This window comes from Comamonas composti DSM 21721 (assembly GCF_000429845.1).
Lineage (GTDB): Bacteria > Pseudomonadota > Gammaproteobacteria > Burkholderiales > Burkholderiaceae_C > Comamonas > Comamonas composti.
Genome location: NZ_AUCQ01000001.1, coordinates 154631 through 169928, shown reverse-complemented (window position 1 = coordinate 169928; position 15298 = coordinate 154631). Strand labels below are relative to the sequence as shown.

At 63.6% G+C, this 15298-nt stretch carries 13 protein-coding genes; 9 read left to right on the top strand and 4 right to left on the bottom strand.

Features of this window, described 5'->3' with window-relative positions; translation table 11 throughout:
* Positions 1-50 precede the first annotated feature (50 nt).
* Positions 51-1187 carry a CaiB/BaiF CoA transferase family protein gene (locus G486_RS0100725; protein WP_027013801.1) on the top strand — a complete coding sequence of 379 codons (1137 nt, stop codon included), beginning with the start codon at positions 51-53 and terminating at the stop codon, positions 1185-1187.
* A gap of 180 nt (positions 1188-1367) precedes the next feature.
* Positions 1368-2153 (top strand): nucleotidyltransferase domain-containing protein, encoded by a 786-nt coding sequence (locus G486_RS0100720; protein ID WP_245587213.1) that lies wholly within the window; start codon positions 1368-1370, stop codon positions 2151-2153.
* Positions 2154-2195: 42 nt separating this feature from the next.
* Here G486_RS0100720 and pmbA read toward each other — a convergent pair whose 3' ends face one another.
* Positions 2196-3605 (bottom strand): metalloprotease PmbA, encoded by a 1410-nt coding sequence (pmbA, locus tag G486_RS0100715; RefSeq protein WP_027013799.1) that lies wholly within the window; start codon positions 3603-3605, stop codon positions 2196-2198.
* A 205-nt stretch (positions 3606-3810) separates the two neighbouring features.
* Here pmbA and yjgA point away from each other — a divergent pair, with 205 nt between their 5' ends.
* The 3 genes from yjgA to G486_RS0100700 all read left to right on the top strand — a co-directional run bounded on the left by yjgA (position 3811) and on the right by G486_RS0100700 (position 6915).
* The gene (gene yjgA, locus G486_RS0100710; protein WP_027013798.1) at positions 3811-4482 is read left to right on the top strand and encodes a ribosome biogenesis factor YjgA; all 672 of its coding nucleotides are present in this window, start codon (positions 3811-3813) and stop codon (positions 4480-4482) included.
* Positions 4475-5077, top strand: coding sequence for a molybdopterin adenylyltransferase (gene mog, locus G486_RS0100705; RefSeq protein ID WP_027013797.1), 603 nt, complete (start codon positions 4475-4477; stop codon positions 5075-5077). The genes yjgA and mog overlap by 8 nt, the downstream gene beginning before the upstream one ends.
* Positions 5078-5709: 632 nt before the next feature.
* The gene (locus G486_RS0100700) at positions 5710-6915 is read left to right on the top strand and encodes an ABC transporter substrate-binding protein (RefSeq protein WP_027013796.1); all 1206 of its coding nucleotides are present in this window, start codon (positions 5710-5712) and stop codon (positions 6913-6915) included.
* Between the two features lie 111 nt (positions 6916-7026).
* On the opposite strand, the gene G486_RS0100695 is transcribed toward G486_RS0100700, so the two are convergent.
* Positions 7027-8073, bottom strand: a complete 1047-nt coding sequence (locus G486_RS0100695; RefSeq protein ID WP_027013795.1) for a porin — start codon at positions 8071-8073, stop codon at positions 7027-7029.
* 813 nt (positions 8074-8886) lie between these two features.
* Here G486_RS0100695 and cobT point away from each other — a divergent pair.
* Both cobT and G486_RS24225 read left to right on the top strand, forming a co-directional pair.
* Positions 8887-9960, top strand: coding sequence for a nicotinate-nucleotide--dimethylbenzimidazole phosphoribosyltransferase (cobT, locus tag G486_RS0100690; protein ID WP_034386204.1), 1074 nt, complete (start codon positions 8887-8889; stop codon positions 9958-9960).
* A 111-nt stretch (positions 9961-10071) separates the two neighbouring features.
* Positions 10072-10233, top strand: coding sequence for a hypothetical protein (locus G486_RS24225; protein ID WP_169728563.1), 162 nt, complete (start codon positions 10072-10074; stop codon positions 10231-10233).
* Positions 10234-10359: 126 nt separating this feature from the next.
* Here the strand turns inward: G486_RS24225 and G486_RS0100680 are convergent, their stop codons facing one another.
* Together G486_RS0100680 and G486_RS0100675 are read right to left on the bottom strand one after the other, a co-directional pair.
* Positions 10360-11415 carry a DUF72 domain-containing protein gene (locus G486_RS0100680; RefSeq protein WP_027013793.1) on the bottom strand — a complete coding sequence of 352 codons (1056 nt, stop codon included), beginning with the start codon at positions 11413-11415 and terminating at the stop codon, positions 10360-10362.
* A gap of 30 nt (positions 11416-11445) precedes the next feature.
* Positions 11446-11874, bottom strand: coding sequence for a hypothetical protein (locus G486_RS0100675; RefSeq protein WP_051302969.1), 429 nt, complete (start codon positions 11872-11874; stop codon positions 11446-11448).
* A 137-nt stretch (positions 11875-12011) separates the two neighbouring features.
* Here G486_RS0100675 and G486_RS0100670 point away from each other — a divergent pair, with 137 nt between their 5' ends.
* On the top strand, positions 12012-14381 hold the full coding sequence (locus G486_RS0100670) for a Tex family protein (protein ID WP_027013791.1): 2370 nt from the start codon (positions 12012-12014) through the stop codon (positions 14379-14381).
* Between the two features lie 14 nt (positions 14382-14395).
* Positions 14396-15241: an HDOD domain-containing protein gene (locus G486_RS0100665; RefSeq protein WP_034386200.1), complete on the top strand. Its 846-nt coding sequence runs from the start codon at positions 14396-14398 to the stop codon at positions 15239-15241.
* Positions 15242-15298 lie beyond the last annotated feature (57 nt).

The window sequence follows — 15298 nt, the reverse complement described above, 5'->3', positions numbered from 1 at the left end:
GCCGCTATCCGGGCGCAGTAGCCGCCCGCATGTATTTGGAGGAGAGGTCAATGCAAGCTCCCGCTGCAGCACGTACAGGTGCTCTCGCAGGCATCAAGGTGCTGGATTTGTCGCGCATTCTGGGCGGGCCGCTGTGCGGCCAGATCCTGGGTGACCACGGGGCCGATGTGCTCAAGGTAGAGCCGCCCCAGGGCGACGACACACGCAGCTGGGGCCCGCCGTTCCAGGACGGCGTGGCCTCGTATTACCGGGGACTCAACCGCAACAAGCGCACCCAGTTCCTGGATCTCGCGAGTGACCCGGGTCAGCAGGCGGTGCTGGCCCTCATGGCCCAGGCCGATGTGGTCCTGGAGAACTTCAAGATAGGCACCATGGAGCGCTGGGGCATAGGCTGGGAGCAGATGCGCGAGCGCTTTCCGTCCCTGGTCTGGTGCCGGGTCAGCGGCTTTGGCGCCGACGGCCCGCTGGGCGCCTGGCCCGGCTATGACGCGGCCGTGCAGGCCATGACGGGGCTCATGAGCGTCAACGGCCAGGCCGATGGCCCGGCCCTGCGTGTAGGTCTGCCTGTGGTGGACATGGTCACGGGGCTCAACGCCGTCATCGGCGTGCTGCTGGCGCTGCAGGAGCGTCAGCGCAGCGGCCTGGGCCAGCTGGTCGATGCCTCGCTCTACGACAGCGGCATTTCCCTGCTGCATCCGCATGCGGCCAACTGGTTCATGAGCGGCAAGACCCCGCAGCGCACGGGCAATGCCCATCCCAACATCTATCCTTACGACAGTTTTGCCACGGGGGGCTCGCCGGTGTTTCTGGCGGTGGGCAACGACCGGCAGTTTGGCCTGCTGTGCGCTCATCTGGACTGCCAGGCCCTGGCCGTTGATGTGCGCTTTGCGACCGCAGGCCAGCGATCGAGTCACAGACATGAGCTCAAGCCCTTGCTCGAAGAGGTCCTGCAGGCCCATGATGGCCCGGTCCTGGCCGAGCAGCTCATGGCGCTGGGCGTGCCCGCAGCTCCCGTGCTCGATGTGGAGGCCGCCCTCGAGCATCCGCATACCCTGCATCGTGAAATGGTGGTCGAAATGGACGACGACTATCGGGGCCTGGGAGCTCCTGTGAAGCTCAGCCGCACGCCGGCCAGCTACCGCTACAAGCCTTTGACGCCGGGCCATGCGTTCGAGGACGACTGCTGAGAGCGTGAGCACGCTCTGAAGGGGCGAGCTGCGGCTTCTCGCGGGTCTGGCAAGAGGTTGAGAGGCCGTGATGATGCATGACCAGCGTACCCGGCAAGACGGGTATTGGCTCGATCGCAGATTCCTTTGCCGGGGGCGTGTATAAAGCCCGCCATGGCTGCTTCGCCGCCCACCCCAGTCATGTACAACAACTCCAGCGCCGCCATGGCGCTCCCCACTTTGGCAGCCACGCCGCTGCAGCCCGAGTTCCTGCCCCTGGTGCACGATGTGCGAGCCAGCCTGGTCAGCACGCTGGGCGCACGACTGCACAGCCTTTATCTGTACGGCAGCGTGGCCCGCGCCACGGCTCAGGCTGGTTGCTCCGACCTGGATCTGAGCCTGGTGCTCACAGGCCCGCTGGAGCCCGAGGAGCAGCAGGTTCTTGAGCAGTTGCGGCTGCAGCTGCAGGAGCGTCACCCCGTGGTCAGCAAGATCGACTTCGACCTGGGCGAGCTGGCCCAGGTGCTGGCGCCGGCCCAGCGCGACAGCTGGGGCTACTGGCTCAAGCACGAATGCCGTTGCCTTTATGGCGAGGATCTGGCTGCAGGCTTTGCGGTATTCGCCCCGTCGCCCGCGATTGCCCGGGCCCTCAATGGCGACTATGCGCAAACCCTTGCTGACTATGGCCGGCGCATTGCCCGGGCCGGCATGCCCGAACAGCGGCTGCGCCTGCAGAAAGAGGCGGCACGCAAGCTGATACGCGCCACGAATGTGCTGCGCACCGAGGGTGAAAGCCACTGGCCTGGCAGTCTGGAAGACTATGTCGCGAGCCTGGCCCGCCGTCATCCAGAGATGGCGGCGCAGATGGAATTTTTTCTGTGCGAGGCGCGCACGCCTGATGTCGAGGGCCGCATCTTCCTCGAGCGGCTGGCCGCCTTCACGCAGTGGCTGCAGCAATGCGAGCGGGCAGGCCAGGCCGCGCAATGAGCGCTGCCCGGCACTCGGGCTGGCGCGGGGTGACAGGCAGGCTCAGCTTCCTGCGACCTTCATGCGGTTGATGAGGATGGAGCCCACGGTCTTGGCACCGTAGTTGTAGGCATCGGCGCCCACGGCCTCTATGCCTTTGAGCATGGTCTTGAGGTTGCCTGCAATCGTGATCTCGTGCACGGGGAAGGCGATCTCGCCGTTCTCCACCCAGAAGCCGCTGGCGCCGCGCGAATAATCGCCGGTCACATAGTTCACGCCCTGGCCCATGAGCTCGATCACGAACAGGCCCGTGCCCAGTTTCCTGAGCATGGCATCCAGGTCGTCGCCAGGCCTGGTGCGGCGCGAGCGCAGCGTGAGGTTGTGCGATCCGCCCGCATTGCCCGTGGTCTTCATGCCCAGCTTGCGCGCCGAGTAGCTGGACAGGAAGTAGCCCTCCACACGGCCGGCGTCCACGACCTTGCGCGCCTGCACGCGCACGCCTTCCTCGTCGAACGGCGAGCTGCCCTTGCCGCCGAGCACGAACGGGTCCTCGTCGATGTCGATGTGCTTGGGGAAAACGCTTTTGCCCAGGCTGTCGAGCAAGAACGTGCTCTTGCGATACAGCGCACCGCCGCTGACGGCCTGCACAAAACCGCCCAGCAGGCCTGCAGCCAGGGGGGACTCGAACAGCACCGGGCATTCGGTGGTCGGGATCTTGCGGCTGCCCAGGCGGCTCAGGGCACGCTGGGCTGCGTAGCGGCCGACCTCGGCCGGCGAGGCCAGCTCGATGGCATTGCGCTGCGAGCTATACCAGTAGTCGCGCTGCATCTCAGCGTTCTTGCCGGGCATGGAGGCGATGGGCGCGACCGAGAGGCTGTGGCGCGAGCTTGCATAGCCGCCGCGAAAGCCGTTGGTATGGGCGCTGAAGAAATGGCTTTGCTGGGCCGAGACGCCTGCGCCCTCGCTGTTGGTGATGCGCTTGTGCGTCTTGAGCGCCGCCTCCTCGCATTCCAGCGCCAGCTGTGCGGCCTCTTCGCTGTTGATGGACCAGGGGTGGAACAGCTGCAGGTCGCGGTGCGAATCCGGCAGCGCGATATCGGCCGCGTCGGGCAGACCGGCCATGGGGTCCTCGGCCGTGAAGCGTGCAATGTCGTAGGCGGCCTGCACGGTCTGCTCGATGGCGGCTTCGGAGAAGTCGGAGGTGCTGGCATTGCCTCGACGATGGCCCAGATAGACCGTCACGCCCAGGGACTTGTCGCGGTTGCGCTCCACGGTCTCCAGCGCGCCCTTGCGCACGCTCACGCTCAGGCCACAGCCTTCGGAGACTTCGGCTCCGGCATCGCTTGCGCCCAGTTTTTTCGCGTGGGCCAGGGCCTGGTCCACCAGGCCCTCGAAAAACGGTTGGCTGTAACTAAAGCCGGAATCGGCCTGCTGATGGGCATGACTTGCCATGCTGGATCGGGGTTTTTTCATAGCGGCGGATATGATAGCCGCCACTGCGGTGCCTGCAGCGCCCTGAGAACGAAGTTCGCCGAACAAATCACCCGAATGTCCGCACCATGGCCTGGGCCATGGCTGCAGTTGCCGCCTTGCCTGGCTGTGCTCCCGGGCGATTTGCCTTTCAAAAGACCTCCGGCTCAGGGCATGTGCGCCGCCCCTTCTGATTGCCCCGAAAACCATGTCACGCAAACCCAAAAAAGGCTATTTTGTGAAAGGCCAGTTTGTTGCCGAAGGCAGCGATCTGGACCTGGAGCTCAAGGCCGAACTCAAAGGCACGAGCGAATCGAGCAAAACCGACCTCAAGCGCGAGATGGACGCGCTGCAGGAGCTGGGCAAGGAGCTCATGAGCCTGCGCGCCGACCTGTTCAAGCGCCTGGACCTTTCCGAGCAACTCGTGGAAGCCCTTGCAGAAGCCAGGCGCATCACCAACTTCGAAGGCAAGCGCCGCCAGATGCAGTATGTGGGCAAGCTCATGCGCAAGCTCGACGAGACCCAGATCGAAGCCATCAACCAGGCGCTGGACGAGCAGCGCAACGGGTCTGCGGCCGAGAAGATGGCCTTGCACGCGGCCGAGCAGTGGCGCGACCGGCTGATCGCCGAGGAGTCGGCCCTGTCCATCTGGCTGGAGCATTTCCCGGATACCGACATACAGCAATTGCGCGCCCTGATACGCCAGGCCCGCAAGGATCTGCCCCAGGGTCATGAGGCCAGGGTGCAGGAGTCCACGGGTCAGGCCCAGCGCAAGAGTCGTGCCTACCGCGAGCTGTTCCAGCTGGTGCGCGAGCAGCTGGGCAGCACGGGGCAGGGCGGCCAGGATGGCGGCGAGGCAGAGGATGAGAGCCATGACTGAGGCCGAGGCACTGGACGCCGTCAAAATCGGCATCGTCTCCATCAGCGACCGTGCCAGCAGTGGCGTCTATGAGGACCGGGGCCTGCCCGCACTCAAGGCGTGGCTGGGCAGCGCTCTCAAGAACCCTCTGGAGTTCGAGGCCCGGCTGATTGCCGACGAGCAGGCGGCCATCAGCCAGACCTTGATCGAGCTGGTGGATGCCGGCTGCGCCCTGGTGCTGACCACGGGCGGCACGGGCCCGGCCCGGCGCGATGTGACGCCCGAGGCGACGCTGGCCGTGGCCCACAGGGAAATGCCCGGCTTTGGGGAGCAGATGCGCCAGATCAGCCTGGCCTTTGTGCCCACGGCCATACTCTCGCGCCAGGTGGCCGTGATCCGCGCCAGCAGCCTCATCATCAACCTGCCCGGTCAGCCCAAGGCGATTGCCGAAACGCTGGAAGGCCTGAAGAACGCCGACGGCACGCAAAGAGTCAACGGCATCTTCGCGGCCGTGCCCTATTGCATAGACCTCATAGGCGGCCCCTACCTGGAAACCCACGATCAGGTCTGCAAGGCCTTTCGCCCCAAGAACGCCCAGCGCCCGGCCCGGGGTTGAACGTTTTCTATTCTTTTGATAGCTGTAAGAACGTGTTTGCGATCTCTACGCTGCCGCGTTGGAGCGCAATCGGGATGAGTTCGAGTCGATGGGCCGCAGCTTGCACCGGGGTGCAAGCAAGGGCCAGCGCGAAGAAATCGCCCGATTTCGCTCCAACCCTTGGGGCCAGTGGCTTTGCGGGCGGTCTGCAGCGTTGCGAATCCTCGCAATAGCACGGCTATTGCTGCGGTGTCGCGCCTTGCATCCCATCCCGCAAAGACACTGGCGCGGCACCGAGGAGATCGTAAACACGTTCTAAGCGCCCGTCTGCAGGGCGCTTGCAGCTGTTTTTGTTTGAATTTCTGATCTCGGTCCTCTGTCCGGTCGGAAGATGATTACAAAACATCACTATTTTTCCTGCGCTCCCCAGGCCTGATGTCATTGGCCTGTCATGCGGCGCACAGGTGCCACACATGTGCGCCAAATGCGGCCTGGAGGAGGGCCGCTGCGACGATCCAGAAGATCCGGCCACAAGCTGTCCCCTGGCCTGTTATTGCGGCGACATTTGCCCGTGCTAGCCCTATGTGCGATGCAGCATGGCACGCATAGCATGAAACGCTTCAGCCACAGACCCCGGCAGCAAAGGAGATTTCATGCAGCAAAGCTTCAAGACATCGATCACGGCCATGGCCTGCGCACTGTGCGCAGCAGGACTCGCAAGCGCAGCCCAGGCCCAGGACAAGATGCGCATAGGCTTTATCACCGACATGTCCAGCCTCTATGCCGATGTGGAGGGCAAGAACGGTGCCGTGGCCATACAGATGGCCATCGACGACTTTGGTGGCAAGGTGCTGGGCAAACCCATAGAACTGCTCACGGCCGACCATCAGAACAAGGCCGACATCGCGGCCAGCAAGGCCCGTGAATGGATAGATACCCAGGGCATCAGCCTGGTGTTTGGTGGCACCAATTCGGCCACGGCCCTGGCCATGGCCAAGGTGGCACAGGAGAAAAAGCGCGTCTTCATCGACAACGGCGCGGGCAGCTCGGCGCTGACCAACGAGCAGTGCAGCCCCTATACCGTGCACTATGCGTTCGACACCGTGGCCCTGGCCAAGGGCACGGGCGCAGCCGTGGTCGAGCATGGCGGCAAGAGCTGGTTCTTTCTGACGGCCGACTATGCGTTCGGCCATGCACTGGAGGCCGACACCACGAAGATTGTCGAATCCAAGGGCGGCAAGGTGCTGGGCGCGGTCAGGACGCCGCTGAACGCGAGCGACTTCTCCAGCTTCATGCTGCAGGCCCAGAGCAGCAAGGCGCAGATTCTGGGCCTTGCGAATGCGGGCGGGGACACGATCAACTCCATCAAGGCCGCGCGCGAGTTCGGCGTGACCAAGAAAATGAAGCTCGCAGGCCTGCTGGTGTTCTTCTCGGACATCCACAGCCTGGGCCTCAAGAACACCGAGGGCATGCAGTTCACCGCACCCTGGTATTGGGACATGAACGATGCCTCGCGCCAGTTTGCCGATGCCTTCATGGCCAAGACCCAGCGCCGCCCCAGCGAAATCCAGGCCGCCGACTACTCGGCCACCATGAACTATCTGAAGGCCGTGGAAAAGGCCGGTACCCTGGATGCCGACAAGGTCATGGCAGCCTGGAAGAGCACCAAGATGGACGATTTCTTCGGCAGCGGCTACATACGCGACGATGGCCGCTACGCCCATGACATGTATCTCATGCAGGTCAAGTCGCCTGCCGAGTCCAAGGGCACGTGGGACTACTACAAGATCATCAAGAAGCTGCCTGCCGACCAGGTCTGGACCACCAAGGCCGAGAGCAAGTGCCAGTACTGGAGGTGAAAAAGGTGAGTGCAGAGCCTTGCATGATGCAGGCTCTGATTGACAGCGGGGCGGCCTGCCAAGACCGCCCCGCTGCACTACCGCCGTTCTGAAAGAGAGAGCTGTGTCTTTTTAGAACGAATGCGCCACGCCTGCGTAGAAGCCGTTTTGCGCTCCGCCCGCAAGCGGTCCCTTGCCTTCGGCAACAATGCCGAAGGCCGCGTTGCCACTGTTCATCACCCGGCCCACGCTTGCATAAAGCACGGTGCGCTTGGACAGGCTGTACTCGGAGCCCAGCAGGAACAGATTGGCCGATCCGCCATCGTTGTTCAGCGTCGTGCGGTATGCGGCCGCAACCAGGGTCAGCGGACTTGTGGGCTGGTAGCGTGCACCCAGCCAGTATTGCGTGGCCTTTGTCGGGCCGCTCTGGGCTTCTGAGGCAGAAAGCGTCTCATAGGCTGCAAACAGCTTGGCCGGCCCGAGCTGCGCGGAGCCGCCAAGTGCCAGATGCTTGGATGCGGTGTAGAGCGTGCTATAGCCTCCATTGGCATCGCGCACCGAGTCGTAGATCACCCGAAATTCCATGGAGGGTGAGGTATAGGCCAGCACCACTGCATCCTTGCGCAAGGCGCTGAAAGAGCCCGCCTGCTCGCCCAGGCTGGTCAATGCAAACCCGCTAAAGCCGCCGAAGCTAGGGGTTTCGTAATAAATCATATTGCTGTGGCCCTGCCAGTTGCGGCCATTGACCAGCGTCGCCGAGCCCATCGTCTGCTGGCCCGATGGATCGAGAGCCCATATCGCATCGGAGACCGGGATCTCGCGGCCCAGCTTGATGGTTCCGAATCCTCCTTTGAACCCCACGGTGGCCCGGCGGCCAAAGCTCAGCCCGCTGCTTGCACCATCAGGCAGCGCAAAGCCACCTTCAAGCTGAAACAGGGCCGAAAGACCGCCGCCCAGGTCTTCGTTTCCCTTGAACCCCCAGAAGCTGGTTCCCCATTCATTGCCAGCAGTCCTCCAGGCATTGCCGGAAGTCTGTGTCGTAAGGTCGTAGATATTCGACTGATAGGCCACACCCGAGACCACACGCCCGTAGACTGTGACCGAGTTTTGCGCATGGCCCAGGCCTGCGGCACCAGCCAGCGCTGCCACGGGAAGCCACTTGAGTACTTGCCACTTCATAGTCATCTCCTTGTTTGGAATACGTTGGAAAGGCCTTCTTGCAGCGTCTTCGCGCCAGGGCAAGAGCTTGCAGCGCAGGTCTGCACACGCAAGCACTCATGAATGACAGCGTTGTCATATCCGGGCGATGTCGACGACTTCAAAGGCCTGCATTGAGTCCGCTGGCTCCCGGTCTCCCGTCCGGTCACAGCCATTAATAGCGCACTACAAGAATGCGCATCGTGATGTCTGGTAGCACCATGTCCGAACAGCAGTAGGCTCTGCCGTCCCTCTCTGCCGTCCCTCTCTGCCGTCCCTCTCTGCCGTCCCTCTCTGCCGTCCCTCTCTGCCCATCGCCGGACAGCCGGCCATGGCGACCCCGGACATGGTGCGCAAATCCTAGCCTTGCCCCATGCTCTGCATGACATCTCCCTGTAAGCACTCAGGCGATAAACACCTTGTAACCGCGTGCCGCTGAGTACGCTGCTCTGCCTCTCTGGGCGCAGTCATCAGCTCTGAGGCAGCGCAGCATCTGGGTCTGCGCTGCACAGTCGGCCTGGCGCAATAAAGTTCCGCTCTGGTTTGCATCCATCAGTGCCGTTGCAGGCCCCGGGAGGGCTTGCGTAAAACCAACAGTCGCTGGCCCAAGATGGGTCAGCAGAATGAGTGTGAACATGCTCTTGGCGTATGAGCCGTGTTGTTTCAGTCCAGAATCTGCGCTTTGCACTTGTCGGGGCGCACTCGGGCCCTTCATCGGCAGGTGTGCAGTTGGTGTATCCGCTTATGACAATGAACCTGACGCAAACGTCGTCCGTCTCCAGCCCTGCCTCGTCAATGCAGGCCTTGCCGCCCATCGCATCCATGCAAGACCCGGGCCTGGCTGCACAGCTACAGCATCTGCTGGACCGCAAGACCAAGCCTGTGGGCTCTCTGGGGCGGCTGGAGTCTCTGGCCTTGCGCCTGGGCTGCATTCTCGGCAGCCAGACGCCCAGGCTGCAAGCGCCGCAGATGCTGGTGTTTGCAGGCGATCATGGGCTCGCGGCCCAGGGCGTGTCCGCCTATCCCGCCGATGTGACCTGGCAAATGGTGGAGAACTTTCTGTCTGGCGGGGCGGCGGTCAGTGTTCTAGCGCGCCAGCATGGCCTGGCATTGAATGTGGTGGACTGCGGTGTGGCCAAGGATTTCGCGCTGCGCGAGCAGGATCCCGACAACAAACTCCCCCAGCCTGGACAGCCCAGGCTGTGGCGACGCAAGCTCGGCTACGGGACACGCGACTGCAGCCAGGGCCCGGCCATGAGCCAGGCCGAGTGCGAGCTGGCCTTGCGCAACGGCATGAACCTGATGCAGAGATTGCCAGGCAATGCCTTGCTGCTGGGGGAGATGGGCATTGGCAATACCTCTTGCGCCTCGCTGCTGCTGGCCAAGCTTTGTGGCGAGCCTCTGGAGGAAGTCACAGGCGCAGGAACCGGCCTGGATGCCCAGGGCCTGGCACGCAAGACGGCAGTTTTGCATCAGGTGCTTGCGCTGCATGCCCGGCTTCACGACCCTCTGGAGGTGCTCGCAGCCATGGGCGGCTACGAGGTGGCCACCATGGTGGGCGCGGTATTGCAGGCTGCAGCCGAGCGCCGGGTGATCGTGGTGGATGGCTTCATTGCCACGGCCGCTGTGCTTGTGGCCAGCAGACTGCGGCCTTTTGTGCTTGAGCGCTGCGTGTTCTCGCACCGCTCGGGCGAGCCGGGTCATGCGCGCATGCTGGCCCATCTTGAAGCCGAACCTTTGCTGGACTGGCAACTGCGTTTGGGCGAGGGCTCGGGTGCGGCCCTGGTCTGGCCCTTGCTGGTTTCTGCCTGCGCGATTCTCAACGAGATGGCCAGTTTCGAGGCCGCCGGTGTGAGTACGGCCGGCTGAAAGACCAGGTGGGAGAGCAAAACATGGGGCTGTATGCGCTTTTTTCTGCAGCCCGGCGGCAGGCTATGGCCTAATGGAGTGTTGTCATCTCTTTTTAAAAGGAAAAACATCATGGGCAAGAAGATTGTCACTGAAGCCGACCGCAAAGCCACCCCCCAGCCCCCGCTGCCCAACGGCACAAGCCTGCCCACGCATGGCCGTGGCCAGCGCGTGAGCCGCGCTCGCGGTGCAAACACCCATCACAAGAAGAGCCCCGGCAAGCGTCATCGCTAAGCCCTGGCTTGACCGAGCCTGGTGCCGGTCTTCAGCCTGTGGTCAAGACCGGAGGCTGGTGGCTTGTCTCTCCCGGCCATCTCCAAAGCCGCTTGCTGTGTCAGCAAGCGGCTTTGTTTTTGGAGCTCAGCCTGCGTCTGCCACGGCCTGGGCGAGCAGGGCAATCGATCGGGGAGCGCAGCCTTCGGCGTCATTGCTCACGGTCACGAAAGCGGGCTGGCCTGCGCGGGTGATGCCGGCAATGGTTCGCGCCAGGACGGCGCGCGTATGCGGGTCGGGACTGCGGATCTCGGAAAACGGCTCATGCTTTTTCTGGGCATCGGCATAGCCGTAGGCTCCAAAAATACGGTTCAGATTCCAGCGGCAGACCAGAGGGCCAGGCCAGAGCGCGCGCAAGAGCGGCAACTGCTCTTCTATGGGCGGCATCTTGCCGTGAAGACCCAGGCAGTAGGTGCAGCCCGTGCTGCGCAGCATCTGGGCCAGCGCAGGCGTCATGAGCTCGGGGTCGCGCACTTCCAGGGCCACGATCACATGGGAGCTGGCGCTGTTGCCATCGAGGGTCTGGCGTACCGCGGCCAGCATGGTCTGCAGCCGACCCATGAGCTCGCCGAGGCGGCTCAGCAGGCCCCAGGTCAGAGGGCTTAGCTGGAACACCAGTACGCCAAGTTTTGATCCCAGACCCTGGACCGCAGGTTCCACAAAACAGGACAAGGCCAGGTCGGGCTGCAAGAAGGCAGGATTCAGCGCCCGGCCCTGGCCTTGCTCACTGCGTACCTGGGCATCGGTGACGGCGGCCGGGCATTTGATGACAAAGCGAAAGTCTCCGTCCACCTGGGCCGCATAGGCCGCGTACTGGCTGGCCGTCAGCGGCTGCCAGAAGCTGCGGTCCACGCAGATGCTGCGCAGCAGAGGGTGCTGGCAGTAGGCTTCAAGCCCTTTCCTGGAGAGCTGGCTGGCGTCATAGACCCCGTCCCAGACCAGGCCGTCCCAGCCGGGGTAGGACCATGTCGAGGCACCAAAGCGCAGCTCGGCGGGCAGCCGGGCTGCGAGCTCGGCCCATTGGGCGACCGAGGGGGAGGCCAGGACGCCCTGGTTTTTTCGTTGCTGGCCTGGTTTGCCTTGGACGGTGCCTGAAGTCGGCCTGGGCGGCTCGGCGGGTGTGGCGAAAAGATCTTCCTGCATGAGACTGTCTTGCTGTCCGTGGCCGCAATTTCAGGTGCCGGCGAACAGGCTGTTTTCGTTGAGCAGCGCGTGAATGATTTCGGGGTGAGCTTCCATGGCCCTGCGTATGGCTGCAGGAATGTTTCGACGCGTCTTGCGGCAAAGGCCTGGCTGGGGCTCAAGCTCGATGGTCAGGCCGCGTGCGCTGCGCACTTCGTGGTGTCCGGCCGAGATGCGCAACTGGATGCCCAGTTGCTCGGCCATGCGCTGCTGAAAGCGGCGCAGCTCGTCCAGGGTCTGTGCCCGTTCCAGGCGTGCCAGCAGCTGCTTTTCCTCCTCGCGGGTCAAACGCAGTATCCGTTGGTCGCCGTGACCGCTGTCCAGCAATTGCTGGTGCTCGCAAATGCAGGCACCGGCAGGGCAGGGCGTGCGCTGCGCGAAAAGCGGCAGGATCTGGAACTCGGGCCTGAGGTTGGACATGGCACCATTCTCATTCTAGAAATGCAGGAGCAGGGTCTCCTGTCCGGCAAGCTCAGACTTGCCGCCAGGCATGGGCAAAAGCTTGTGGCACACTCGATCGTTTTCCCAAACAACAGCGCCTGCTGGCGCCGGATTGCATGCAGAAAATCATTGGACAGATTGCCGCAGAACTCAAAACCACAGTACAGCAAGTGGCTGCGGCTGTGGAGCTGCTGGATGGGGGGGCGACCGTGCCCTTCATCGCGCGCTACCGCAAGGAAGTGACGGGCGGCCTCGATGATACGCAACTGCGCGAGCTTGACGCCCGCCTGAGTTATCTGCGTGAACTGGAAGACCGCCGCGTGGCCGTGCTCAAAGCCATTGACGAGCAAGGCAAGCTGACCGATCCACTGCGCCTGGCGATCGCCAATGCGCCGACCAAGCAGGAGCTGGAAGACATCTACCTGCCCTTCAAGCAAAAGCGCCGCACCAAGGGCCAGATTGCCAAGGAGTTCGGCATAGAGCCGCTGGCCGACAAGCTGTTTGCCGACCCCACGCTGGACCCGCACAAAGAGGCCGAGGCCTTTTGCCAGCCCGCCACCACCCTGGACGATGGCAAGCCCGGCCCCGATTTCTCCACCACCTTTGCCGTGCTGGACGGCGTGCGCGACATCCTGTCCGAGCGCTGGGCCGAAGATCCGGCCCTGGTGCAAAAGCTGCGCGAATGGCTGTGGGAAGAGGGCTTGCTCAAGTCCAAGAAAGTGGAGAGCAAGAACGAGAACGACCCCGAAGTCGCCAAGTTCCGCGACTATTTTGAATACGACGAACCCATTGGCCGCGTGCCCTCGCACCGGGCGCTGGCCGTGTTCCGTGGGCGGGCGCTGGAGATTCTGGAAGCCAAGCTGGTGCAACCCATTGAGCCCGAACCCGGTCAGCCCAGCCTGGCCGAGGGCAAGATTGCCCTGCACCTGGGCTGGAGCCATGCCAAGCGCGCCAGCGATGATTTGCTGCGCAAATGCGTGGCCTGGACCTGGCGCGTGAAGCTGAGCCTGTCCACCGAGCGCGATCTGTTCTCGCGCCTGCGTGAGGACGCCGACAAGGTGGCCATCAAGGTGTTTGGCGATAATCTGCGTGATTTGCTGCTGGCCGCGCCTGCGGGCCAGCGCACGGTGATTGGCCTGGACCCCGGCATTCGCACCGGCGTCAAGGTGGCCGTGGTGGACCACACCGGCAAGCTGCTGGACACCACCACCATCTACCCCCACGAGCCGCGCCGCGACTGGGATGGCTCCTTGGCCACGCTGGCCAAGTTGGTGGAAAAGCATGGTGTGAATCTGATCGCCATCGGCAATGGCACGGCCAGCCGCGAGACCGACAAGCTGGCGGGTGACCTGATCAAGATTGCCGCCAAGGCGGAGAAGAAAATCGACAAGGTGGTGGTCAGCGAGGCCGGTGCCTCGGTGTATTCGGCCAGCGAATTCGCGGCCCAGGAAATGCCCGACATCGACGTCAGCCTGCGCGGTGCGGCCTCGATTGCCCGCCGTCTGCAAGACCCGCTGGCCGAGCTGGTCAAGATCGACCCCAAGAGCATTGGCGTGGGCCAGTACCAGCACGATGTGAACCAAAGCGAGCTGGCCCGCCAGCTGGACGCCGTGGTCGAGGACTGCGTGAACTCCGTGGGCGTGGACCTGAACACCGCCTCGGCCCCGCTGCTGTCGCGCGTCTCCGGCCTTTCCAGCTCGGTGGCCAAATCGGTGGTGCGCTGGCGCGATGCCAATGGCAGCTTCCAAAGCCGCAAGCAGCTGATGGAAGTGGCCGGCCTGGGCGCCAAGACCTTCGAGCAGGCCGCAGGCTTTTTGCGCATACGCGGTGGCGAGAATCCCCTCGACATGACGGGCGTGCACCCCGAAACCTATCCGGTGGTGGAGCAGATCATCGTCAAGACCGGCAAGCCCATCGAGCAAATCATGGGCCGGGGCGAGCTGCTCAAATCGCTCAAGCCCGAGCAGTTTGCCGACGAAAAGTTCGGCGCCATGACCATCAAGGACATTCTGGGTGAGCTGGAAAAGCCCGGCCGTGACCCGCGCCCGGACTTTGTGGTGGCCCGTTTCAACGACGGTGTGGAAGACATCAAGGACCTGAAGGAAGGCATGACGCTGGAAGGCACGGTGAGCAACGTGGCCCAGTTCGGCGCCTTTGTGGATCTGGGCGTGCACCAGGACGGTCTGGTCCATGTCAGCCAGATGAGCCACAAATTCATCGAAGACGCGCGTGAAGTGGTCAAGACCGGCCAGATCGTCAAGGTGAAGGTGCTGGAGGTGGATGTGGACCGCAAGCGCATCAGCCTGACCATGAAGCTCGACGCCGCTCCGGCCCGCCGCGATGGTCCCCGCGACAACCGCTTTGAAAGCGCAGGCCGTGGTGGCCAGGGGCGTGGTGCTTATGCGCAGCCGCCGCGTGGCAAGCAGGCCGAGCAGCCCAACGCCATGGCGTCTGCCTTTGCCAAGTTGCAAGGTCTGCGCAAGTAGGCGCCGGGCTGAACGTGCAAACGCAGGAGCCGGCTTCGGATCTGCAGGACCTGGTGGAGGGGCCGCTTTTCCTGCCCAGCCAGCCACGCACCGTGGCCTTGTTGATGAACGAGCTGGCCTGCGAGGTGCCCAGTCTCAGGCGCCTGAGCCAGCTCTTCGGCAAGGACCCGGTGCTCGCAGGGCGCTTGCTGGCCCTGGCCAATACCTCGGCCTACAAGCTCCAGGGCCAGGTCATGGGAATCCCCGAGGCTCTGGTTTTGCTCGCCCCTGCCCAATTGCGCGACATCGTGGGTCGTGCGGAGCTAGGCCTTGGCTCCAGAGCGGCTCCGAGCTTGGATCTGCATGCCTTCTGGCGCTACAGCCAGGAAACGGCGCGCCTGGCGAGGGCTCTGGCAAGTGCCGTGCAGGCAAGCCCTACGGCGGCTTATCTCGCAGGTCTGCTGCATGGGCTGGGGCTGCTGGTCATGCACGGCTCCGCCCCCGAGCAGGCGGCAAGGCTTGCCGCCTGGTGCGATCCGCTGGACCCGCGCCGCTCCGAGGTTGAGCGCAGGCTGTATGGCCATGCCTATAGCGAGCTCAGTGCAGCCTTGATCGAAAGCTGGCAATTGCCCTCCTTGCTGGTCGATGCGCTGGCTCAGCTGCATGCGCCGCTGGCCCAGGCCGAACTCGAGCCTCTGGCTGGCGTGCTGCACCTGGCCGTATGGCGAGCGCGCTCGCACCAGGCCGGCTGGGATGAGAAGGCTTTGGCCGTCTCCTTCCCCGGCGAGGTAGGCCTGGCCCTGGGCCTGGACATAGACATGGTGCTGCGCCAGGCGTCCTTTGACTGGGCCCCCGGGCTCGGGCCCGATGTGCTGCTTTGAGCTCGGGCATGTGCAGGGTTTGCGTGATTCAAGGTGGCATGCTGCAGTTTTGACGCA